22 protein-coding genes are annotated in these 22,730 nt (G+C 32.8%); 8 read left to right on the top strand and 14 right to left on the bottom strand.

Annotated elements, in window-relative coordinates; all coding sequences use genetic code 11:
* Window positions 1–10 precede the first annotated feature (10 nt).
* Window positions 11–208: a hypothetical protein gene (locus M4I23_RS17950; protein WP_249755307.1), complete on the bottom strand. Its 198-nt coding sequence runs from the start codon at window positions 206–208 to the stop codon at window positions 11–13.
* Between the two features lie 325 nt (window positions 209–533).
* On the opposite strand from M4I23_RS17950, the gene M4I23_RS17945 reads away from it, so the two are divergent.
* Both M4I23_RS17945 and M4I23_RS17940 read left to right on the top strand, forming a co-directional pair.
* Window positions 534–899 carry an arsenate reductase family protein gene (locus M4I23_RS17945; RefSeq protein WP_249755306.1) on the top strand — a complete coding sequence of 122 codons (366 nt, stop codon included), beginning with the start codon at window positions 534–536 and terminating at the stop codon, window positions 897–899.
* 189 nt (window positions 900–1,088) lie between these two features.
* Window positions 1,089–1,271 (top strand): hypothetical protein, encoded by a 183-nt coding sequence (locus tag M4I23_RS17940; protein ID WP_158851094.1) that lies wholly within the window; start codon window positions 1,089–1,091, stop codon window positions 1,269–1,271.
* Between the two features lie 278 nt (window positions 1,272–1,549).
* On the opposite strand, the gene M4I23_RS17935 is transcribed toward M4I23_RS17940, so the two are convergent.
* The 6 genes from M4I23_RS17935 to dnaK all read right to left on the bottom strand — a co-directional run bounded on the left by M4I23_RS17935 (window position 1,550) and on the right by dnaK (window position 9,623).
* Window positions 1,550–2,536: an aldo/keto reductase gene (locus tag M4I23_RS17935; RefSeq protein ID WP_158851096.1), complete on the bottom strand. Its 987-nt coding sequence runs from the start codon at window positions 2,534–2,536 to the stop codon at window positions 1,550–1,552.
* Window positions 2,537–2,686: 150 nt separating this feature from the next.
* Complete coding sequence (locus M4I23_RS17930; protein WP_249755305.1) at window positions 2,687–4,447, bottom strand: serine hydrolase; 1,761 nt, start codon at window positions 4,445–4,447, stop codon at window positions 2,687–2,689.
* A 199-nt stretch (window positions 4,448–4,646) separates the two neighbouring features.
* Window positions 4,647–5,594: a nitronate monooxygenase family protein gene (locus M4I23_RS17925; protein WP_249755304.1), complete on the bottom strand. Its 948-nt coding sequence runs from the start codon at window positions 5,592–5,594 to the stop codon at window positions 4,647–4,649.
* Window positions 5,595–5,670: 76 nt separating this feature from the next.
* Window positions 5,671–6,900 (bottom strand): class I SAM-dependent rRNA methyltransferase, encoded by a 1,230-nt coding sequence (locus M4I23_RS17920; RefSeq protein ID WP_158851102.1) that lies wholly within the window; start codon window positions 6,898–6,900, stop codon window positions 5,671–5,673.
* Window positions 6,901–7,044: 144 nt separating this feature from the next.
* Window positions 7,045–7,554: a lipocalin family protein gene (locus M4I23_RS17915; RefSeq protein WP_249755303.1), complete on the bottom strand. Its 510-nt coding sequence runs from the start codon at window positions 7,552–7,554 to the stop codon at window positions 7,045–7,047.
* Between the two features lie 164 nt (window positions 7,555–7,718).
* A complete protein-coding gene (gene dnaK / locus M4I23_RS17910; protein WP_249755302.1) occupies window positions 7,719–9,623 on the bottom strand; it encodes a molecular chaperone DnaK in 1,905 nt (634 codons plus the stop codon).
* A 481-nt stretch (window positions 9,624–10,104) separates the two neighbouring features.
* On the opposite strand from dnaK, the gene M4I23_RS17905 reads away from it, so the two are divergent.
* Window positions 10,105–11,526: an L-serine ammonia-lyase gene (locus tag M4I23_RS17905; RefSeq protein WP_158851108.1), complete on the top strand. Its 1,422-nt coding sequence runs from the start codon at window positions 10,105–10,107 to the stop codon at window positions 11,524–11,526.
* A gap of 167 nt (window positions 11,527–11,693) precedes the next feature.
* Here M4I23_RS17905 and M4I23_RS17900 read toward each other — a convergent pair whose 3' ends face one another.
* The 6 genes from M4I23_RS17900 to folE form a co-directional block, all read right to left on the bottom strand.
* Window positions 11,694–12,509: a mechanosensitive ion channel domain-containing protein gene (locus M4I23_RS17900; RefSeq protein WP_158851110.1), complete on the bottom strand. Its 816-nt coding sequence runs from the start codon at window positions 12,507–12,509 to the stop codon at window positions 11,694–11,696.
* Window positions 12,510–12,532: 23 nt separating this feature from the next.
* Window positions 12,533–12,703 carry a hypothetical protein gene (locus M4I23_RS17895; protein WP_199269886.1) on the bottom strand — a complete coding sequence of 57 codons (171 nt, stop codon included), beginning with the start codon at window positions 12,701–12,703 and terminating at the stop codon, window positions 12,533–12,535.
* Window positions 12,703–13,287 carry an RNA polymerase sigma factor gene (locus M4I23_RS17890; protein WP_158851112.1) on the bottom strand — a complete coding sequence of 195 codons (585 nt, stop codon included), beginning with the start codon at window positions 13,285–13,287 and terminating at the stop codon, window positions 12,703–12,705. The genes M4I23_RS17895 and M4I23_RS17890 overlap by 1 nt, the downstream gene beginning before the upstream one ends.
* A 333-nt stretch (window positions 13,288–13,620) precedes the next feature.
* Complete coding sequence (gene lpdA, locus M4I23_RS17885) at window positions 13,621–15,021, bottom strand: dihydrolipoyl dehydrogenase (protein WP_158851114.1); 1,401 nt, start codon at window positions 15,019–15,021, stop codon at window positions 13,621–13,623.
* Between the two features lie 196 nt (window positions 15,022–15,217).
* Window positions 15,218–15,496 (bottom strand): hypothetical protein, encoded by a 279-nt coding sequence (locus M4I23_RS17880; RefSeq protein WP_158851116.1) that lies wholly within the window; start codon window positions 15,494–15,496, stop codon window positions 15,218–15,220.
* Between the two features lie 58 nt (window positions 15,497–15,554).
* Window positions 15,555–16,145, bottom strand: coding sequence for a GTP cyclohydrolase I FolE (folE, locus tag M4I23_RS17875; RefSeq protein WP_199269887.1), 591 nt, complete (start codon window positions 16,143–16,145; stop codon window positions 15,555–15,557).
* A 122-nt stretch (window positions 16,146–16,267) separates the two neighbouring features.
* Between folE and M4I23_RS17870 the strand changes: the two genes are divergently transcribed.
* A complete protein-coding gene (locus M4I23_RS17870) occupies window positions 16,268–16,930 on the top strand; it encodes an ABC transporter ATP-binding protein (RefSeq protein ID WP_158851120.1) in 663 nt (220 codons plus the stop codon).
* A gap of 118 nt (window positions 16,931–17,048) precedes the next feature.
* Here M4I23_RS17870 and M4I23_RS17865 read toward each other — a convergent pair whose 3' ends face one another.
* On the bottom strand, window positions 17,049–18,215 hold the full coding sequence (locus tag M4I23_RS17865; protein WP_249755301.1) for an MFS transporter: 1,167 nt from the start codon (window positions 18,213–18,215) through the stop codon (window positions 17,049–17,051).
* A 106-nt stretch (window positions 18,216–18,321) separates the two neighbouring features.
* On the opposite strand from M4I23_RS17865, the gene M4I23_RS17860 reads away from it, so the two are divergent.
* The 4 genes from M4I23_RS17860 (at window position 18,322) to M4I23_RS17845 (ending at window position 22,385) form a co-directional block, all read left to right on the top strand.
* Window positions 18,322–19,086, top strand: coding sequence for a TIGR02757 family protein (locus M4I23_RS17860; RefSeq protein WP_249755337.1), 765 nt, complete (start codon window positions 18,322–18,324; stop codon window positions 19,084–19,086).
* A gap of 445 nt (window positions 19,087–19,531) precedes the next feature.
* Window positions 19,532–20,593, top strand: coding sequence for a YHYH protein (locus tag M4I23_RS17855; protein ID WP_249755300.1), 1,062 nt, complete (start codon window positions 19,532–19,534; stop codon window positions 20,591–20,593).
* A 177-nt stretch (window positions 20,594–20,770) separates the two neighbouring features.
* Window positions 20,771–21,760, top strand: coding sequence for a YHYH protein (locus M4I23_RS17850; RefSeq protein WP_249755299.1), 990 nt, complete (start codon window positions 20,771–20,773; stop codon window positions 21,758–21,760).
* A gap of 10 nt (window positions 21,761–21,770) precedes the next feature.
* Window positions 21,771–22,385 carry a hypothetical protein gene (locus M4I23_RS17845; protein WP_158851128.1) on the top strand — a complete coding sequence of 205 codons (615 nt, stop codon included), beginning with the start codon at window positions 21,771–21,773 and terminating at the stop codon, window positions 22,383–22,385.
* Window positions 22,386–22,730: the final 345 nt, after the last annotated feature.

Here is a 22,730-nt window from a genome sequence, read left to right as displayed (position 1 = left end):
TATTAAATTTTTATTTCTTTTGAAAAGTATGAAGCTGTTCTTTTAGAGTGTTTAAATAATCTTCTAAGTCTTCAGCAGAAATAGGCTCACTTGAACTTATTCCTCTAAAAGGTGTTTCTTCCAAAACATGGTATAACTCAGGATAATTTGTTTCAATTTCTAAAATACAGGCTTCCGTTTCATCATTAAATTGTTGTATTTGTCTCATAATATATTGCTTTTTAAAAGTTTATAACTTTATTTTGAGTTCGTGTAAGTAGTCTTGAAGTGTTTCTGTAGAAACTCTAGAAAACATTTTTTGATATAGTGTTTGGTCTAACTGTTTATATAATTCTGGATAATATACTTCGATTTTTAAAGTAAAATCCTGAATTTAATATATAGGCTCTATTAATATTTCGGCACCTATCACTTTGTCTAAAATTACAAGTAAAGTTAATTTAGATTTAAAACAAAAAGTGCTACCTAAGTAGCACTTAACTTGCCTTTCAAGCTTTATTTTTGAAGTATTATTATAAATAAAAAATTAAAACATGCCAGAATTAGCAAGTTCAGAAAGAGAAATAATACTCTACTATAACCCAGATAAGCCAAGCTCATCAAAAACTTTGGGTTATGCCAAAGGCCAAGGCTATATACTAAGAGATATAAATATAGTAACCAACATTTTCACAGGTACACAACTAGAAGAATTGGCAAGTAAATTAAACGTTACTATAGAAGGTTTGGTTAATAAAGAACATAAGGATTTTGATGAAGGACTTCACGATTCCTGTTTTTCTGCAAATGATTGGATTAAAGTACTTCAGAAAAACTCAAAACTTCTTAAAGAACCAATAGCTATTAGGGGCCATCAAGCTATGTTTATAAAAACACCAAGTGATCTATCACGGTTATAATTAGATATTTTACTAATTAATTTTACACTACGTTGCTCAAGTAACATAAAAAGAGCTAACAAACAAATGTAAATACGTTTAAAATATGAGCTCAATAAAGAAATAGAACGTTTAGTTTAGATGGCATTTTATATCTACTAAAGCAGAAAAATAAAATTTTATATTAATAATTTAATAATCATTACAATTATGCAACATCATCCAGACGAGCGCAATCAATTAGAAGCACTACATGATCGCTATAAAAATTTCTCACTTGAGGTATATGATCATCATATTTCTGGTAATCATGAAAAACTAAAAGAAGCTCAAAAAAATTTAAGAGAAACTGAAATAGAACTTAATGCTCTAAAGAAAAAATTACATCCTTAAAACTCTTTTAGCTCGAAAAGAAGAAACCATCAAATATTAATATTTGATGGTTTCTTAATATTAAGGCTTCCAGTCCAATACTGCTAGTTTCAAATTCTTTCATAGATTACCTGAAAATTAGGTAAATAAATAAAGGGTTTTATTATTAAATATTTTGAACAATTGCATGAACTTCTGCAAAGACTAACAAAGTTAAAACCAAATAGTCCTAACATTTCTTAAAACAGGAAAAAAAGTTCCTTTTATAAAACTGAATCTACTCAAAAAATCACCAAAACCTAATATCCTCCACGAATTTGATTGTGAATTTCTGTTTTATACAAATCGGTTAATGCCTCATGAACTTCGGGTGATAATACTTCTAAATCTGAAGCTCCTGCATTAGAAACAACATGCTTTGGAGAACTTGCACCTGGAATAATACTACTTACAGCTTCGTGATCAAGTAACCAGCGTAAAGCTAATTGCACCATAGTTAATGAACTCGGTAAAATGTCTGTTTTTATGATTTCTACAATTTCTATACCTTTTTGAAATGGTAAACCGGCAAAAGTTTCACCTACATTAAAGGCATCTCCATTTTTATTATAATTACGATGATCGTTTTCCGGAAACGTCGTGTCTTTCGTAAATTTACCCGATAACAAGCCGCTTGCTAAGGGCAAACGCACAATAACACCAACACCTTTCGCTTTTGCTTGGGGTAATAAATCGGTAATAAGTTTCTGCCTAAATATATTAAATATAACTTGTAGGGATAACAAACCAGGTTGTTCTAAACAAATTAGACCTTCTTCTACTGTTTCTACACTAGCTCCGAAATGCTTTATAAGTCCTTCGGATTTTAATTCACGTAGCCAATCGAAAATATCGCCATCTTTTAAATATTGAATTGGTATGCAATGGAGCTGCAGTAAATCGAGCGAATCTACTCTTAATCGTTTTATAGAAGCTTCTACACTTTCGCGTAGCACAGCTTTTGTATATTTATCTGGATATGCATTACCGCCACGACCAAATTTAGTAGCTACTCGTATTGGTTTTTCTGTCGTTTTTAAGAATTCGCCAATAAGAGTTTCACTTTTTCCATCACCGTAAACATCAGCTGTATCAAAAAAAGTAATTCCGTTTTTTACAGCCTCGTTTAAGATATTAAAACTAGTGTCTTTGGATAGATCTTGCCCCCAATCTGCTCCTAATTGCCAACATCCTAAACCTACTTCACTTACTTCAAATCCGTGTAATCCTAATTGTCTTTTTTGCATATCACAAAGTTATGCTTAAAACAGTAATTCGTAAAAACTTTAAAACGTTTTTAACACTGCATTTTTTTAAGATAATTGATCCTTATAAAAAAACAAACACCTTCCATGACATCATGAAAGGTGTTTGTTTTCATCAATTGATGAATGTAATTATTTTATACGTTTACCTGTAATTTCACGTCCACCTTGCAACAATGTTACGCTTTCTATATTTCCAGATTCACCTTTATTAAAAGTTAATTGCGCTGTAACTACTTTTAAATAAAAAACGTTTTCAGATTTTGGAAATACATCAAATACAGGTTGTCCCGTTGCTTGAGTTTTAAGTTGATTCCCTTCTCTAGTAACTGCAAGGATAAATCCTGGCATGAGTTCGTAATTACCAATGTAAGTTTCTAATATAGCTTCTGTCACTTCAACTTCTTTTACTAAGTCACTGACATCCTCTCCTAACGTTTTTAGGAAATCTATTCCGTTTTGATTATTAGGGTTTAATTCTACTGATTTTCTATAATTAACAATAGCTAGGTCTTTTTTACCTAAATTCATTAAAGCTTCGGCATAACTATCATAAGCATTTGATGACTTCGGAAAAATGTCTATAATTAACTCAAACACTTTAATAGATGCTTCTATATTACCAGAACCCATCAGTTTATATCCCATAGCATTCAAATCACTTTCTTCTAAATTATAAAATTCAGAATCTTTAATTTCATTATAATGAGTAATTCCTGCATCGATTCCTTCTGCTTCAATAACCGTTAGCATAGCATCTGCTACCGATTTTTTAGGCATGCTATAGGCTTTGTTATTTATAATTCCTAAAATAGCATTAGATATTGAATTCAGTGGAGCTCCTCCTGTATTATTTAAAAGTACTATTAACGATTTATCCGAAGGTGTTCTAAGTATATTGGTGTTAAACCCATTAATTCCTCCTCCATGTTCAATGGCATAAATACTATCTTTAGAAGTTCCCATCTTTCTGTAACCAACACCCCAACCATAGGCATAATGACTGTTGCCCCAAGCAGAAATTTGAGGTTTAAAATAGAGTTCCATATATTTTTTAGAGAGCATCTTATTTGTATAAAGTACTTGATCCCAAATATATAAATCTTCAGCTGTTGAATACATTGAACCTGCGGCATACGGAATAGACATATCTAAATATTTAGAATTTTTATAACTTCCGGCTTCTTTCTCATAGCCGGTTGCTCTATTTTTTAAAATATCACTGTGATTATCAAAACCAGTAGCATGCATACCTAAGGGTTCAAAAATATTTTCGTTTAATAAAACCTCATAGCTTTTACCTGATAATTTTTCCGCAATAACACCCAATAAAAAATATCCAGAATTACTATAACTAAATCGTTCTCCTGGTGTAAAATCTAAACGTTTATCTTGAAACTTTTTCACAAACGCTTCTGGTGTATATGGATTTCGACTTTCATCTTCCATAAAACCAGGAAAAGAGGTGTAATTTGGAATACCCGACGTGTGGGTTAATAAATGATGTACCGTAATTATATTTCCTGTTTCCTTAGGATAATCTGGAAGATAAGTGGTTATAGGTGCTTGTAAATCCAACTTACCATCTTGAGCCAGTTGCAAAATAAGCATAGCGGTAAATTGCTTGGTAATAGAACCTAAACGGTGTTTTGTATTTGGAGCGTTAGGCATATCCCATTCCATATTTGCCATGCCGTAACCCTTTTTAAAAATAACCTCACCTTGATTTGCCACTAAAACAGAACCATTGAACTTACCGTACTCGCTATACTTACTAACAAGTTGATCTATTTTTTCGGACTTTGTTTGAGCCAGAGTAACATGGCAAAATAAAAATAGCGTTAATAAGAAAAAACCTTTTGTTAAGCTTAAATTTTTTAATTGTGATTTCATAAGATGTTTTTTGATTGATTGATTGATTGATTGATTGATTATTCATATATGACGGTTAATACCCCCAATAAGTTACAAAAAATCTCAAAAAAACATCTTTACGCTAAAAATGATAAAAGTTCGCAAACCGAGATTTGCAAACTTTTATCATTTAATTTGGTATACATTAGGGTATACAACTTATAACGTTTTTAATATATTAACTAACTAAACGCTTAATAATATCTTTTACGGGTAAAATAGAATTTGTATGTGATATGCTCGGACCCGCAACCCAAACGGTCTTATAAGTGGCTTGTGTAGCCGCCTTTTCAGTAGCTTTCATTCCTATAGAGAAACGAATCATTTTAACCCATTTTTTAAGTGTTTTACTTTTGTTTAAAACAGTTTCTATCCAAGTAGATTTTGTTCCAATTTTTTGAACGTACGGTGTATTAATTACAGTACATGGAGTGCCTGAGATACGCTCTGTCATTACAATATCTTCTGCACCATAATCTACACAGGCTTGTTTGTATTCTTGGGTTACACCGGCTTCTATAGAGGCGATAAAAGGGCTTCCTACCGAAACACCATCGGCACCATAACTCATCATAGTATCAATATCGGCTTTGCAACCTACTCCTCCGGCAGAAATTACAGGAATATTTAAATGTGATTTTAATTCTTTTATAAGTGCTTCTGGAGATAGTTTTCCACGATGACCACCAGCTTCGTTATTTACTGCTATAGCAGCATCAGCGTTTAGACTTTCTACTTTTTTAGCGAAATGCAAATCGGTAACATCACAAAACACTTTAATACCTACTTTGTGGGCTTGATTTATAGTTTCTTCTGGGCTTCCTAAAGATGTTATTATAAAATCGCATCCTTCCTCGCATAGTACCCGCAGTTGCTCTTTATATTTTATATTCGACTTGTTTACAATTAAATTAAAACCAAAAGAACCACCTGCTACTTTTGCCGCTTTTAATTCGTGAATAGCAACTTTCAACTCATCTAAAGTCCGGTAATTTAATGCAGGAATACAACCTGCAATACCACTTTTCATGGCCTCGATTACCATAGCTGTATTCGAAACCAAAAACATTGGTGCTTGAATTATTGGATATTTTATTTGAAGTAATTCAGTGAGTTTAGTTTCCATTTGGTGTCATTGGTTTCTACAAATATAGTAAAAATATTATGCACGCATAATAAATAACATATAACTCAATCATCAACTAATCAATAAACCTATAATACACCGTCTTTAAATAAGCCCCTTCAGGAAAACCTATAGGATGATCGGTATCATGCTGGGTTTTTGAAAGAATTTTATAATTACGTTTTATAGATGATAAAACATCACTATTAATCTCGTAAAACTCCTGAGCAAGTACTCTAGAAGAACAAGAAGCCAAAACAAGTAATCCATTTTTGGCTGTCAGTTTTTCTCCTAATTCGGCAAGTTGCGCATATTTCTTTTTAGCGAGTTCAATTTCCGAAGCTTGTTTTGCAAAACTTGGTGGATCGATTACCACAACATCAAAAGTAACTTTGTCTTTTATTAGTTTTTTTAATTCCACAAAAGCATCGCCTGCAATTGTTTGGTGTTTTCCTTTGAATTTATTTAGTTTTCCATTTTCTAAGGCAATTTCTAAAGCTTGTTTACTAATATCTAGACTCGTAACTTCTCTTGCTCCATTAGATAAAGCGTGTACTGAAAACCCACCAGCATAAGAAAAAACATCGAGTACCGTTTTCCCTTTACTCAACTCGCCTACTTGTTTTCTATTGGCTCTATGATCTAAGAAATAACCCGTTTTGTGCCCTTTAATAACGTTTGCCGAAAAATTAACGTCGTGCTCCACAAACTTAACTACTTCATTTTTCAATGTTCCAAAAACAACATCGCCATTTTCTAGTTTATGCTTTTTTGAATTTTCTAAACTTCGACTTAATCTAATAACAACCGTTTTACAATCCGAGATTTCTTGTAAATCCGGAATAATAGTTTCTATATAAGGTAACCAAATTTCAGAATATATTTTTACCACTAAAACCGAAGCATAAACATCGGCAATAAGTCCTGGAAAACCATCATTTTCACCAAATAACAAACGGTAACTATTAGTGTTTGTTTTTAATAAAGATTGACGTTTAGCAAAAGCTTTACTAATTTTATGCTTAAAAAAAGCAGCATTAATTTCTGCTTTTTCATTGCTGCTATGTAGCATTTTAATTCGAATTGGCGAATTAGCATCATACAAACCTAAACCAACAACTCGGTTTTTGTTTTTACCGAAAATAATAGCTAAATCTCCCGATTTAGCATTATCGTTTACTTTGGTAATATTATCCGAAAACACCCATGGATGCCCCTGAACCACAAACTGTTCGCCTTTAGCGTTTAGTTTTACGGCTAATCTTTTTGGATTGTAATTAGATTTTATTTTTGAAGAAAATAGCATGCTTAAAATTTACTGTAAAAGTACTCGTTTTCTTTTGGATAAAAAGTAAAATATACAAGTGAAAATAAAATACTTCTTATTATTTGAAAATAAAAAAAACGCAACCAAATTAATGATCGCGCTTAAAATAAAAGTATTATAATTCTATCTTGTTAGAATAATTTCTATTTTAATTTCTGTGATACCGCTTGCACTTGCATTTGGTATAGCTTCTAGGCTATCTGCTGTAAGAACTAGCTTATTTTCTGTTAACTCTGTAATTTGGTAAGCAACAGTTTCCGTACCATCTGTTAACAATAATTGGTTACCATCTCTAGTCCAAGTACTATTGTTTTCAAATGAAAGGTCTTCAAAATTTTGTGTTTGACTCTTCCCTAGCGTAGTTGAAACTAATTTTAAGCTATAATTACCTTCTCCAACGACGTTATCAGGCATTTCTGTAAAGGTCATGGTAAAATCGATATCATAACCTTGTGCTACATAAGTAGACTCTATAGATTCTCCTAAAACTTCTGTGATTGTAGTTCCGCTATAGCTAATAGCTTGACCATTCCACGCTCCTGCTAATTCTGCAGAAGTAGACGCTGTATCATCATTTGAGCATGACGATAAAACCATTATAAACGCAATAAGTAAAACACTTAATTTTTTCATAGTCTGTTTTTTATATTAAATAATTCGGCAATATTAAGAAACAAAAAAAACGCAACCAAACTAATGGTTACGTTTTTAATTTTTACGAAATGTTTTATAGAAATTCCAAATAAATTCAGAATACAATATTCATTCATTTCGATTTAGCAAAATAGAATTTCTGCTTATTTTACTTCTTCGAAATCTACATCTTCAACATCACTTCCTTCAGCTTGAGATTCTGCTCCTGCATCTGGTCCTGGTTGTGCTCCACCTTGTTCTGCTTCGGCTTGTGCTTTGTACATTTCTTCACTTGCTACTTTCCAAGCTTCGTTTATTTTATCTAAAGCAGGTGTAATAACAGCTAAATCTTTAGATTCGTATGCTGTTTTCAATTCTGCTAAAGCATCAACAACAGGTTGTTTTTTATCTTCAGATATTTTATCACCAAACTCTTCTAATTGTTTTTCCGTTTGGAAAATCATAGAATCTGCTTCATTTAATTTCTGAGCATTTTCAGCTGCTATTTTATCAGATTCAGCATTTGCTTCAGCATCAGCTTTCATCTTTTGGATTTCATCTTCACTTAATCCAGAAGATGCTTCAATTCTGATATCTTGTTTCTTACCAGTCGCTTTATCTTCAGCTCCTACTTTAATAATACCATTCGCATCAATATCAAAAGTTACTTCAATTTGTGGAGTACCTCTTCTTGCCGGTGGAATATCACTTAAATGAAAACGTCCAATTGTATTGTTATCGGCAGCCATTGCTCTTTCCCCTTGTAAAACGTGAATTTCTACAGAAGGTTGATTATCGGCAGCTGTCGAGAATACTTGCGATTTTTTAGTTGGTATTGTTGTATTTGCTTCAATTAATTTTGTAAATACATTACCCATAGTTTCAATACCTAAAGATAAAGGTGTTACATCTAAAAGTAAAACATCTTTAACATCTCCAGATAATACACCACCTTGGATACCAGCTCCTAAAGAAACAACTTCATCAGGGTTTACACCTTTACTTGGTGATTTTCCGAAGAATTTCTCAACTGCTGCTTGTACTGCAGGAATACGTGTAGAACCACCTACTAAAATAACTTCATCAATATCAGATTTAGATAAACCTGCTGCTTTTAAAGCTGTTTGACATGGCTCAATAGTACGTTTTACTAAATCGTCAATTAATTGCTCGAATTTAGAACGTGTTAATGTACGTACTAAGTGTTTTGGTCCACTAGCAGTAGCTGTAATATAAGGTAGGTTAATTTCTGTTTGTGCAGAAGATGATAACTCAATCTTAGCTTTTTCAGCAGCTTCTTTTAAACGTTGTAAAGACATTGGATCTTTTCTTAAATCCATGTTCTCTTCAGCATTAAACTCATCTGCTAACCAACCGATGATTTTCTCATCAACATCATCACCACCTAAGTGTGTATCACCATCTGTAGAAAGTACTTCAAATACACCATCACCTAATTCAAGGATAGATACATCATGCGTTCCTCCACCAAAATCAAATACTACTATTTTTTGGTCAGTTCCTTTTTTGTCCATACCGTAAGCTAAAGCAGCTGCAGTAGGTTCGTTAATAATACGTCTAACTTTTAAACCAGCAATTTCACCAGCTTCTTTAGTTGCTTGACGTTGACTATCGTTAAAGTAAGCAGGTACAGTAATTACCGCTTCAGTAACATCAGTTCCTAAATAATCTTCTGCCGTTTTCTTCATTTTTTGAAGAATCATAGCCGATAATTCTTGTGGCGTATATAAACGACCATCAATATCAACTCTTGGCGTATCGTTATCACCTTTAACTACTTTATAAGGTACACGTTCCGCTTCTTTTTTAGACTCAGAATATTTGTTACCCATAAAACGTTTAATAGAATAAACTGTTTTTGTTGGGTTTGTAACTGCCTGACGTTTTGCAGGGTCACCAACTTTAATTTCACCGCCTTCTACAAAAGCGATTACAGATGGTGTTGTTCTTTTTCCTTCTGCGTTAGGAATAACTACTGGCTCGTTACCTTCCATCACAGAAACGCAAGAGTTGGTTGTTCCTAAATCGATTCCAATAATTTTACTCATAATATATTTTTTTAATGTGTTGAATATTAATTTTTTATTTCGAGTAGTATAAGTCAATCATTATGCCAACCAAAAACAACTGACACAGTGGCAGTTTTTTAATAGTCAATTTTTTAATCAGTAATACTCAGTGCCATACTAATTTAACAACAATCTTCAGTGCTAGCAAAGGTTTTCAGCGCTTATTAAATTATTTAATAAAATGAGTGACAATTATTTTGCAGTGTCTTTCATTAATATAAAATGTTTTTCGGGCGCATCCCAAAAGGGTCGGGCTATCACTACTCGCTCCTCCTTAGGTCGGGAGCTCAAACAAACCGTTCTATCCCTTGCGCACATTTCTGCCAAGTAAAGTAACATAACGAGAGTATATTTCAATTTGTAACCTTTTAACTTTTCATTTATAAAAATTGACACAAAACTTTAAATCCCTCTTAAAACATTATATATATTTGTTTCTAAATACAACGTTTTCGCAACTATGGAATGTATCTCTGTTTTCGACATGCTAAAAATAGGCATTGGCCCATCTAGCTCACACACATTAGGACCATGGCGAGCTGCCGAACGCTGGATTGGCGAGCTAAAAGCCAACAAAACCTTCGATAAAGTCGAAACGATTCAAGTGGATTTGTACGGTTCATTATCCTTAACAGGAAAAGGCCATGCTACAGACTATGCTGTAATGTTAGGTTTAACGGGTGCCGATCCAGAAACCCTTCCTATAAAAGATATAGAAACAACTATAGCTTCAATAAAGGCAACAAAAAAAATACAATTCAACAACGAAAAAACAATAGACTTTCAAGCTGAAAATAATATTGTTTTTAATAAGAAATTTTTACCATTTCATTCCAACGGCATCATTTTTAGCGCCATGATTAACGGTAAAAAAGCAAAATCTACCTTCTACTCTATCGGCGGCGGTTTTGTTGTAAAAGAAGAACGTAAAAACTCCAAAAAGAACTTTGAAATAAAGTGTTCGTTTCCTTACCCTATTGATAAAGGAACAGAACTACTAAAATTCTGTAAAGATTTAAATAAACCTATTTCTGAAGTTGTTTTAGAAAACGAAAAATCTATACGTACAGAAGCAGAAATAGATTATGAACTAAAACGCATTTGGGATACTATGCTAGAATGTATGTATACAGGTTGCCATACCGAAGGCCATCTTCCTGGTGGTTTAAATGTACGCCGTAGAGCTTTCGATATGCACAAACGCTTACAAGGATCATCTCCATACTCAAATCCTGTAGAATGGATTTACTCCATTAGAAATACCGAAGTTAAATTTAGACAAATATTAAAATGGGTAAGCTGTTTTGCCTTAGCAGTGAACGAAGTTAATGCAGCCTTAGGCCGTGTAGTTACAGCTCCTACAAACGGGAGTGCAGGCGTTATTCCATCTGTACTTATGTATTATTTAGTGATTGAAAACCACGATGGAAATTTCGAGGATATTAAAAAATTCTTACTTGTTGCTGGAGAAATTGGTAGCATCTTTAAAAAAGGTGCCACAATTTCGGCTGCCATGGGTGGTTGTCAGGCAGAAATTGGTGTTTCATCTGCAATGGCGGCCGGAGCGTTAACCGAATTACTTGGAGGCACACCAGAACAAGTTTTGGTCGCTGCCGAAATTGCCATGGAACATCACTTAGGTTTAACCTGCGATCCTATTGGTGGTTTAGTACAAATACCATGTATTGAGCGTAATGCTATGGGTGCTATAAAGGCAATTAACGCCGCAGAACTGGCATTAGATACCGATCCGAAAAATGTAAAAGTACCACTAGACAAAGTAGTAAACACCATGTGGGAAACTGCAAAGGACATGAATTCTAAATACAAAGAAACGAGCGAAGGCGGCTTGGCTGTTGGTGTAAATATGTCCGATTGCTAATTTATTATTTTAATTCCAATTTTAGAACAGCATACTTATGGTTGTTTTTATTCAATTTGAATTTTAAACAAAAAAAGGTCCCTTCCCAAATTAATGAGAAGGGACCAGTAGAAAGTGGTTCGGAAAAACGGAATAGTAACCAACCAAATTTTAACCCTAACTTAAAGTTAATCCTGCAATCTTACTTGACTTTCTACTATATCTTTAATAGGAACAATAATTTTCCCAGTACTTGTTTTTAATGTTACCGATATACCATCGATAGATTCTATTTCTCCTTTTATATCGTCAAACTCAATTTTCTGACCGACTTCATATATTTTTCTTGTGTAGAACGTTCTAAACAAATCGCCTACTACTTTTTGAGCTCCAAAACCAACAGCTAAAGCAAAGGCTAATAAAAATGCCGCCAAAATCATGGTAATGTTACTTGTGATAATCTCTGTATCTACACCTGCTTGATTTAATGCTGTTATAGAAATAAAAATTAAAAGCAACATAAATATAGCTTGACTAATCATTTTTCCTCCAGACAACTCCATGGATTCAAAAAACGATTGCAATGATTTTTTAACAAAATTGGCAAACAATAAACCAATAACAAATATGGCTAAAGCTGTTATTAATTTCGGCATATAACCAATCACGCTTTTTATACCATCAGATATCATTGTTAAATTCAACAAATCTGTAACAATCATTACTAAAATAATGTAAAGCATCCATTTAACGAACTTCGCTACAATGTCTATAACATTAAATTGTATTTTTTTATCTCCAAATAAATCAATTTCATTTAGCTTATCATCAAGCTTATCTGCCTTTACAAACTTTAATGACTTCCTTATAATATTAACTACTAATTTTATAATTAATATTCCAATGATAATACCTATTATCGCTCCTGCGATAGTGGGTAAAACATCTACTATACTTTCCCAAATTGTACTTAATGATTCTTTTAAACTGTCGACAAGGTTCATTTTATATTGAGTATTTCGGTTACTTATTTTCTACTTCTCATGGTTAGCTCTATTACGCTCGTTAAATTGTACGAAAACAATTCGGCTATTTCCATAATTAACTTGGCCATGGCGATATCACTCATAACCTTAGCCTTAAGTTCCTGCGGAACTTGCTTTAATGGCTTATTTATGTCTAAAAACGGGTTCTCCATTATCCAAGGTTATTATTATAAACGTCTACTAATTTATCTTTAGCTCGTTTAATTCGCATTTTTACAGCACTTTCTCCAATCCCTATAACATCTTCAATTTCTTTTATAGTTAAGGAGTCTTGATATTTTAAAAGCAATATCATCTTTTCCTCCGGAGAAATCAACTCTAATGCTATTTTTAATTTATCAACTTTCATACTTAGAAAGCTACTATCATCTTCCTCTTCTTCATAGAGGCCTTCTATATTTTCAATATCGGTATAATCTACCGATTGTTTCTCTATTTTTTTTGCTGTGTTTCGAGTAACATAATTAACACAATGATTATAAGTAAACGCATATAACCACGTTGAAAACTTTGAATTTCCTTTAAAGCTTGCTAATTTAACAAATAACTTTAAAAATACATCTTGCGTTAAATCTTTTGCTTCATCTTCATCTTTAGCAAACCCCATACACTTGTTATATACTAAGGTGGCATACCTGTCGTATAAAACTTCAAAAAGCATGGTATCATTGCTATGCACAATGCCTTTTATCAAATCTTCATCAGATTTGTTATTAATGTTTGTTAGGGTTTTCAAATTTAGCTCACGCTAGTTTAATGGTTACAAGTTTTAAGACACAGACTCTTTTAAAAAGTCACATTTTTTTTTCGAAATTTCTAAAAAAAAATAAAACAAAAATTTAATAATCTAAAAACAAGGTATTTATCTTTTAAAAAAAAATATTTTTTTTGTACATAAATTTATTTTGAAAGAATAAACTTGTTAAAGAAATGTAAATTTAATCTAATTTATAGAAAAACAATGCCCTTATTTTATTTTAATATTTTTAAACATAACAAAAGGCTGCTAACAAAAAGTTAAACAGCCTTATAGCATTAAATTTATTTTTATTAAATATTTATTTATAACTTAAATATGTAATGGTCTATTATCGGTTGCTGCTAATGCGGCTTCTTTAATAGCTTCTGTAAATGTTGGATGTGCATGAGACATGCGAGATACATCTTCCGCGGAAGCACGATATTCCATAGCTACTACAGCTTCGGCAATCATATCGGCAGCACGAGCTCCAACCATATGTACTCCTAAAATTTCGTCGGTAGTTTTATCGGCTAAAATTTTAACAAATCCATCTAAATCCATACTCGCTCTACTTCTACCTAAAGCACGCATTGGAAATTGCCCCGTTTTATATTCAATTCCAGCTTCCTTTAATTGCTCTTCTGTTTTTCCAACAGTAGCCACTTCTGGCCATGTGTAAACTACACCGGGAATTAAATTATAATCTATATGTGGTTTTTGTCCTGCAATAGTTTCTGCTACAAACGTTCCTTCTTCTTCAGCTTTATGAGCTAACATAGCACCTTTGATAACATCGCCAATAGCATAAATATTAGATGCACTAGTTTGTAAGTGTTCGTTAACATCAACTAAACCTCTGTCTGTTAATTTAACTCCAGCAGCTTCTGCATTTAAACCATCTGTATAAGCGTGACGCCCAACAGATACTAAACAGTAATCTCCTCTAAATTCTACTTCTTCACCTTTTTTATTATCAGCCTTAACAATAACTTCATCACCAACACGCTCAACAGATTTAACTTTGTGAGATGTATTAATTTTGAATTTTTGCTTCTTTAAAACTTTGTTTAATTCTTTTGATAAACCGGCATCCATAGTTGGGATAATACGGTCCATATATTCTATAACAGAAACTTCAGCACCAAGACGCTTATATACTTGCCCTAATTCTAAACCAATTACACCACCACCAATTACGATTAAGTGTTTAGGAATTTCTTTAAGTTTTAAAGCTTCGGTAGATGTAATAACACGTTCTTTATCTAATGTGATAAATGGCAGCGTAGATGGTTTACTTCCTGTTGCAATAATGGTGTTTTTTGCTTCAATTTCGGTTGTTTCTTCGCCAACAATTGTAATATGTGTAGCGTCTTTAAAACTTCCTAAACCTTGATAAACATCAATTTTATTTTTCTTCATTAAAAAATCAATCCCGCCTGTTGTTTGGTCTACAACAGCTTGTTTGCGGTTTATCATTTTTTCTAAATTCACTTTAATTTCACCAGGAATCTCAATACCGTGTTCTTCAAAATGTTTTACGGCATCATCATAATGGTGTGAAGAGTCTAAAAGTGCTTTACTCGGGATACATCCTACATTTAAACACGTACCGCCAAGGGTGCTGTATTTTTCAATAATTGCAGTTTTCATTCCTAATTGTGCACAGCGAATAGCTGCTACATAGCCTCCTGGACCTGAGCCTATAATGGCTACATCGTATGAATTCATAATATTTTTTTGAAATTTATCATTGTAATTTGAAAATCAAAAATACAAATGTTTTGTGGGAAGTCAATAAAAAAAATAACTTATCAAATAGAATTATAATACTTGTATTTCTTTGGCCTAATTATTTAAAATTCAATTATAAAAGTCTATAAATGGTAGATTATCATCATAATTGGTTAACCAGTTTTAGAAAAATTTAAGCATCAATAATAACGTCTTCCCTTTTGTAAACATAGGTATATAACCACATAAGTGTAAATGTTGGAACAACATCTAAGCCTGGTGCTGCTTCTTCTATAAAAGAAATTACGGCTGCAATTTTACCAGCTTTGCCTTTGTAAAGTTTCGTCATTAACCAAGCAGAAACAGGAGCCCATACCACATCGGTAAATTCTCCAAAACCTGGAATAATAAAAGACACATAGCCTAAAGCATCAAAGGCGATACTGATTGCTAATTTTTTGTATTTGTTCATTTAAATAGTAATTTATACTTTTTTTATAAACAAGAAACATACCAAATTTACTTATAGCCTACTTTCCTATTAATTTTAAAAATTCATTTCTAGTCTCAATTTTCTCAAACTGCCCTCTAAAACCTGAAGTTGTGGTCACTGAGTTTTGCTTTTGTACACCACGCATCATCATGCACATGTGAGATGCTTCAATAACAACAGCTACACCTTGTGGTTTTAACGTATCATTAATACAATCTAAAATTTGCTTGGTTAAACGTTCTTGAACTTGCAAACGACGCGCAAAAACATCTACAACTCTAGGTAATTTACTTAAACCTACAATTTGTCCATTTGGAATATAAGCGATGTGTACTTTTCCGAAAAACGGTAAAATATGATGTTCGCAAAGGGAATATAACTCGATATCTTTTACAATCACCATTTCGTTATAAGACTCTTTAAACATAGCGCCTTTCAATATTTCAACAGGATCCTGATCATAACCCTGCGTTAAAAACTGCATAGCTTTTGCGGCACGTTCTGGAGTTTTTTGAAGCCCTTCGCGTTGCGTATCTTCACCTAAATTCTCAATAATGCTTTTGTATTTATCTTGAACATCTTCGGTAACTTGCGTGTTATATTCTTCTAGATTCTTATAAGCCATCATTTTTGTTTTTCAATTATCTTCAAAAATAAATATAATTATTTAGAATAAGCTAGGTAATAAAATTAAATCAAAATTGTGCGGCACAACTTAAAGTAGTAATTTCACGCCTATATTTTAATTAAATGATTAGAGCAAAAAATATTCAGAAATTCTACGACGATTTACAAGTTTTAAAAGGTGTTGACATACACATAAAACCAAGTGAAGTTGTTTCTATTGTTGGAGCTTCGGGCGCCGGAAAAACAACACTTTTACAAATTTTAGGGACTTTAGATAAAGCATCGCCTAGTGAAAATTTCGAATTAATTATAAACAACACTAATATTGGTGCGCTTAACGATAAGGCTTTAGCTAAATTTAGAAATGAACATATTGGTTTTATTTTTCAATTCCATCAATTATTACCAGAATTTACAGCTATTGAAAACGTATGTTTACCCGCATTTATAAAAGGTACTAATAAAAAAGATGCTGAAAAACGTGCTAAAGAATTATTAGATTTTTTAGGATTATCTCATCGTTATAATCATAAACCAAACGAATTATCGGGAGGTGAACAACAACGTGTTGCCGTTGCTAGAGCTTTAATTAATAGTCCTGATTTAATTTTCGCAGATGAACCTTCGGGGAATTTAGATAGTGAATCGGCAGAGAATTTACATAGTCTGTTTTTTAAATTACGTGATGAGTTTGGGCAAACTTTCGTAATTGTAACGCACAATGAAGAACTCGCTAATCTTGCTGATAGAAAACTAACTATGGTTGATGGGAATATTGTAAATTAATTTCTTATTAAAAAAAACAAGAATTTAATAATAAGCTTATTAACCTTTTAAGCATCTTAAAGTTGAATTTAAAAAAAAATCTGTTTATTATAATCGCCTTTAGTCCTTTATTAAACAGCTAATTTTTCTTTAAAAGACCTAGAAGTCCTAATATTGGGCCGGTAGCTATAATTAAAAACAGATATTTCACTTCCATAACATCTATTAAGTTGCTTGCTAATTGAATACTAACAATAGTTATAGCAAACCCAATAGAATTAACGATTGTTAGCGCCGTACCTTTATGTTCTGCATTTACGTTTTGGGCTACTAGAGTTGAAAACAAAGGTGAATCGGCCACGACAACCATACCCCAAAATACTAAGAATATTATAAAAACAACTTCTGAGTTTAGGCTGAAAAATAACGGAGACACTAAACAACAAAGTCCTGAGAACAATAATGCCATCGCTCCTATTTTTTTAGCGCCATAAACTTGAGATAAATAACCAGAAACAACACATGCCAAAGATCCTGATGCTATAATTACAAAACTGAGCATTGGGATATTGAATTCTACTTCTGGATGTAACTCCACATAAGCCTTTAAAATAATAGGAACAAAAGCCCAAAACGTGTACAATTCCCACATGTGCCCAAAATAACCAAAGGCTGCTTTTCTAAAATCGTGAACTTTAAACACATTGAAAAGTACAGAAATATCGAATTTTGTAACCGGCTTTCTAAACGGTCCATCTGGAACAAATACAAGCATAACGATACCTCCAAGCATTGCCAACACTGTTGTGGTGTAAATAATATGTTGCCAAGAAAATGAACTTCCAAAACCTTTTAAAACATGAGGGAAAGCGGTTCCTAAAACTAAAGCTCCAACCAAGTAGCCAAGTGATTTACCCAAACCTTTATCGAAATAATCGGCTGCAATTTTCATACCTACGGGATAAATACCAGCTAGAAAAAAACCTGTACCAAACCTAAGTATTAACAAACTAGAGAGATTATGGTCTTCCAAAACAATCATTAAGTTAAAAATTGCAGCTAAAACTGCGCTAACAAAAAACACTTTAGATGGAGAAAACCTGTCGGTTATTGTTAAAAGTGCAAATAAAAAGGTTCCTATAATAAAACCAAATTGCACGGCTGATGATAAATGCCCTAAAGCCGACTGATTTAAAGTAAAGTTATTTACCAAGTCCTCAATCACACCATTTGTCGCAAACCACAGCGAGGTGCAACAAAATTGAGCAAATACAATAATTGGTAAAATGTACTTTGTTTGTTTCATCAAAAGGTATTAGAAACGAATTTAGTTTTTAATTGATTAGTAAGACGTGTGTAAAGTCAAGTTATTACAATATTTTTGTTTTATTATGAAAGATCAATCGAAAAAAATATCCAAAGCGGAACTAAAAGAATTTTTAGACGCCAAGGTTTACGAGTTTAACAATCCGAAGTTTATTGATAGTGATCCAATACAAATTCCCCATCAATTTTCGAAAAAAGAAGATATTGAAATCGCTGGTTTTTTGGCTGCTACTATTGCTTGGGGAAACCGAAAGAGTATTATTAACAACGCCAATAAACTAATGAACTTATTGGATAATTCGCCTTTCGATTTTGTTTTAAATCACACAGAAAGTGATTTAGAAAAATTACTACCCTTTGTACACCGCACCTTTAATGGCGGCGATTGCGTGCAGTTTATAAAATCTTTACAGCATATTTATAAAAACCATAATGGATTGGAAGCTATTTTTACTAAACATGCTGATGGTGCTTTTTTACAGACTTCCATTTCTGAATTTAAACGTGCTTTTTTTGAAGTTGATCATTTAAAACGAACAGAAAAACATGTGAGCGACCCCTTACGAAAATCGGCAGCCAAACGTATTAACATGTTTTTACGTTGGATGGTGAGAAACGATAATACTGGTGTAGATTTTGGCATCTGGAAAAGCTTATCTCCTGCTCTATTATCTTGCCCTCTAGATGTACATTCTGGAAATGTTGCTAGAAAATTGGGTTTATTAAACCGAAAGCAAAATGATGCTAAAGCGCTTTTGGAATTAGACACGAGTTTAAGGGCATTGGATAAAAACGATCCTGTAAAGTATGACTTTGCTCTTTTTGGCTTGGGAGTTTTTGAAGGGTTTTAGGGATTGATTTAAAATGTGTTTTGTTTAATGGTCTGAAGATTTTTAATAGAACATTTATAATATTATTGATTTTTTAGCTGTTTTTCCGTTCCTTTCTAAAAGAACATAAAGCATAACGACGACACTAGCGTTAGGGATTGAACGGCGTGTTTGAAATCCTTTTTGCGAAAAAAACTAAAACGGAACATTCTTGGTTGAACTGAATTTTAATAAAAATAGTAATTCTTAAAAAGTTAAGAACGTTTCGCAAAAAGATTGAGTAGTGAAAGCCCGACCCTTTTCGGGTAACGCCAAAAAAAAAATTATTCCGTGAAACATTTTCTTTTTATATCTTCTTTGATTGATTAGTTTATAAAATCGAATTTCATCTTGTCGAAATAAATGGCTAACTTCGTTTAATCTCAATACATACACTCAAAGATAAACATAAAACAGCCAAATTATTATGATAAAAAATCAATATAATTTTTTAACATTAAGTTTAATATTAGTCAGCTTTTTGGCTTGTAAAAACAGTAGTTCTAACACTAAAACGGTTAATAAAGATAAAGTAACCATCTCGGTTAAAAGCGAAAATTTTCTGACGGGAGGGTTAGCTGAACCTATTTCGATAGAAAGTAGAACACTTTCTGATGGTTCTACTGCCGATTGTTATAAAATAGTAGCAACAAGCACGCCAACAGACCATAATATGGGACCTTGGTGCCCTGGCAATGTTTCTGATGATGCTTCGGCTGGAGGTATTTGGTTAGATGATGGAAAGGTGTATGATGTGGATGGTGCTTTTGTAAAAAACTTAGCAACATTTTTTAAAGATGATACTTGGATGTTATACAACAGTGAAACTGGCGAAATCACAAAAACAAAAACGAAACAAGAGTGCCAAGAAGCTGCAAATCCAAATGTTGGAGCAGAATACCAAAATTATTGCGTAGAGTGTTTACCGGCTTATGTGGCAGATGTGCAACATACATATTATATTCCGGTTACTCCTAAAAAAGCTGTTTCGGCCTATACCTTTTCAAAAGGTCCTGGTGGTCGAGGTCCTGGCGGACCAGGTGGTCCAGATGGTCACGAAAGACCAGAACGCCCTGAAGCAGGACACGAAAGACCGGAAGGTAATTCTGGAATGCCTTCTAGCAGAGGTTTAGCTTTTAACGGTGTTGTTTTTGATGCACCTGCTCCTGTAGATAATATTTTAAGTGCTTACACTTTGGCGCCTTTTGATGATGCTGGTGGACATATAAACTTAGCCGCTGGTTATCACTACCATGCTGCAACTGGTATTTCTAAAAAAATAGAACAAGCCGACGGGCATGCTGCTATGATAGGTTATGCCTTTGATGGTTATGGAATTTTTGAAAACACAGATGCCAACGGAAAAGCGTACATAGATTTAGATGAATCTAGAGGTCATTACGACGAAACTAGAGGATATCATTATCATGTAGACGATGCTGGGAATAATAATTTTATAGATGGTTTACGCGGTGAATATGCTTTATAAGCAAAATAAATCTTTCATATTTTAATAAAAAATAAGACACTTATTATTAAAATTGTTAGTCATAATAAATTTTAATCTTTTTAAAATAAAAACATTTTATCACAAGTTTTTTAAATAAAAGACATCTAAACATTTAAACCTTATTATTATCTGAGGTATAAATAATCAAAAAAAATTATGAAAACAACTAAAATTCAAAATCTAGCATTAAGTTTTATTTTACTAGCTTTTACCGCTTGTAGTGACGATGATTCCAACACCGATACAGAAACATCTACAGATGATGAAGTAACGGTATCGGTACAAAGTGACAACTTTCTTTCTGGTGGGCTATCTGAAGCTATTTCTATTGAAAGCAGAACGCTCTCTGATGGTACAACTGCAGATTGTTATAAAATAGTAGTGACATCAACACCTACAGATCATGAAATGGGACCTTGGTGTCCAGATAATATTTCTGACGATGCTTCGGCTGGTGGTATTTGGTTAGAAGATGGTGAAGTTTTTGATGTAGACGGTGCTTTTGTACAAAACTTAGCAACCTTTTATAATGATGACACTTGGATGATGTATGATAGCGAAACAGGGGTAATAACCAAAACTTCTACTATTGAAGAATGCGAGGAAGCTGCAAACCCTAATGTTGGAGCAGAATATGAGAATTATTGTGTAGAGTGTTTACCATCTTATGTGGCAGATATTACTCATACATATTATATTCCTGTAACTCCTAAAAAAGCGACTACCGCATACGTATTTGCAACAGGACTTGGCGGCACTGTAAGTACTGTTCCATCTAGTAGAGGTATAGCATTTAACGGTGTTGTTTTTGATGCGCCTGCTCCTACAGACAATATATTAGCAGCTTACACTTTAGCGCCTTTTGATGATGCTGGTGGACATATAAATCTAGCCGCAGGTTATCATTATCACGCTGCTACGGGTCTTTCTACGACAATAGAACAAAGCGATGGCCATGCTGCTATGATTGGTTATGCTTTTGATGGTTATGGAATCTATGAAAATACGGATGCTAGCGGAAATGAATATACAGATTTAGATGAATCTAGAGGTCATTACGACGAAACTAGAGGTTATCATTATCATGTAGATGAAGCTGGGAATAACAATTTTATAGATGGTTTACGTGGTGAATATGCTTTATAAAAAATCTAAAATGAAGTTTTCCTTTATTATTATTTCAATGTTGGTGAGCCATTTTTTATTTGCTCACCAGCCTGATTTATCGAATGTTATTATTTCTAAAACAGATAATGGTCAAATTATTTTACAAATTAATAGTTCTTTAACCGCTTTTCAGCAAGAGGTTAATTACATTAATGGTGAAGGTGTTTACAAATCTCCAGAAGAGTTTCAAGACTTAGCTATAGCACATTTTAAAAATAGTTTTTCTATTGTTGTTAATGATAGAGATACGTTGCAGTTGAAGAACCCAAAGGTTTTCTTAGGTCATGAAACTAAATTAGTTGCCGAAATTATTGGTCTTCCTGACAAGGTAAACACAATTGATTTAAAAAATGAATTATTTAAAGATATATATAATAGCCAATCTATTATTATCTTTTTAATAGATGAATTTCCGAAGCAAAAATTTACTTTAAATAAAGATAATAATCATGAAATAAATTTAGAAAGCTTAAATGGAACTTGGCAACCGTTGAAAATGCAAAGCGCCGGTTTTAATTCTAATTATTTAATATTCCTCGTGATTCTATTGGCTGCTAGTTTGCTCCTTTATTTTATTAGAAAGAGAAAAAAATTGAACGAATAAACTAATATATTTTTGATGTTTTGAATGAATTCTAATACAATGACTTTGCAAACACACCAATTAGCTCTAAAATAGAATAACACTAGCAAGTACTTGCGTTAGGGATTGCAGTGAAAAACCCACAGTAAGACCAATGATAATTGGGCTTGCGAGGATTTGTAACGGAAAGCCCGACCCTTTTCGGGTAACGCCAAAATTATTTTATTTATGTTTTTTAGAAAAGGATTAATTATAACTTGTACCGAGCCTAAATAAATTTTATTTCTTCGGAAAGTTTTATGTTAGAGCCTTGTTTACCATTAGAGTAAAAAAATATTTAGCTTGCTTTATAAAAAGTTCCAGTTA

Source organism: Algibacter sp. L4_22, assembly GCF_023473045.1.
Lineage (GTDB): Bacteria > Bacteroidota > Bacteroidia > Flavobacteriales > Flavobacteriaceae > Algibacter.
The sequence above is the reverse complement of the archived record's forward strand: the minus strand, read 5'-3'. Positions and strand labels throughout refer to the sequence as shown.

Bases quoted from the DNA above. Each gene is read 5' to 3' on its own strand.
- M4I23_RS17950 (WP_249755307.1), bottom strand. From the start codon at position 208: ATGAGACAAATACAACAATTTAATGATGAAACGGAAGCCTGTATTTTA.
- M4I23_RS17945 (WP_249755306.1), top strand. From the start codon at position 534: ATGCCAGAATTAGCAAGTTCAGAAAGAGAAATAATACTCTACTATAAC.
- M4I23_RS17940 (WP_158851094.1), top strand. From the start codon at position 1,089: ATGCAACATCATCCAGACGAGCGCAATCAATTAGAAGCACTACATGAT.
- M4I23_RS17935 (WP_158851096.1), bottom strand. From the start codon at position 2,536: ATGCAAAAAAGACAATTAGGATTACACGGATTTGAAGTAAGTGAAGTA.
- M4I23_RS17930 (WP_249755305.1), bottom strand. From the start codon at position 4,447: ATGAAATCACAATTAAAAAATTTAAGCTTAACAAAAGGTTTTTTCTTA.
- M4I23_RS17925 (WP_249755304.1), bottom strand. From the start codon at position 5,594: ATGGAAACTAAACTCACTGAATTACTTCAAATAAAATATCCAATAATT.
- M4I23_RS17920 (WP_158851102.1), bottom strand. From the start codon at position 6,900: ATGCTATTTTCTTCAAAAATAAAATCTAATTACAATCCAAAAAGATTA.
- M4I23_RS17915 (WP_249755303.1), bottom strand. From the start codon at position 7,554: ATGAAAAAATTAAGTGTTTTACTTATTGCGTTTATAATGGTTTTATCG.
- dnaK (WP_249755302.1), bottom strand. From the start codon at position 9,623: ATGAGTAAAATTATTGGAATCGATTTAGGAACAACCAACTCTTGCGTT.
- M4I23_RS17905 (WP_158851108.1), top strand. From the start codon at position 10,105: ATGGAATGTATCTCTGTTTTCGACATGCTAAAAATAGGCATTGGCCCA.
- M4I23_RS17900 (WP_158851110.1), bottom strand. From the start codon at position 12,509: ATGAACCTTGTCGACAGTTTAAAAGAATCATTAAGTACAATTTGGGAA.
- M4I23_RS17895 (WP_199269886.1), bottom strand. From the start codon at position 12,703: ATGGAGAACCCGTTTTTAGACATAAATAAGCCATTAAAGCAAGTTCCG.
- lpdA (WP_158851114.1), bottom strand. From the start codon at position 15,021: ATGAATTCATACGATGTAGCCATTATAGGCTCAGGTCCAGGAGGCTAT.
- M4I23_RS17880 (WP_158851116.1), bottom strand. From the start codon at position 15,496: ATGAACAAATACAAAAAATTAGCAATCAGTATCGCCTTTGATGCTTTA.
- folE (WP_199269887.1), bottom strand. From the start codon at position 16,145: ATGATGGCTTATAAGAATCTAGAAGAATATAACACGCAAGTTACCGAA.
- M4I23_RS17870 (WP_158851120.1), top strand. From the start codon at position 16,268: ATGATTAGAGCAAAAAATATTCAGAAATTCTACGACGATTTACAAGTT.
- M4I23_RS17865 (WP_249755301.1), bottom strand. From the start codon at position 18,215: ATGAAACAAACAAAGTACATTTTACCAATTATTGTATTTGCTCAATTT.
- M4I23_RS17855 (WP_249755300.1), top strand. From the start codon at position 19,532: ATGATAAAAAATCAATATAATTTTTTAACATTAAGTTTAATATTAGTC.
- M4I23_RS17850 (WP_249755299.1), top strand. From the start codon at position 20,771: ATGAAAACAACTAAAATTCAAAATCTAGCATTAAGTTTTATTTTACTA.
- M4I23_RS17845 (WP_158851128.1), top strand. From the start codon at position 21,771: ATGAAGTTTTCCTTTATTATTATTTCAATGTTGGTGAGCCATTTTTTA.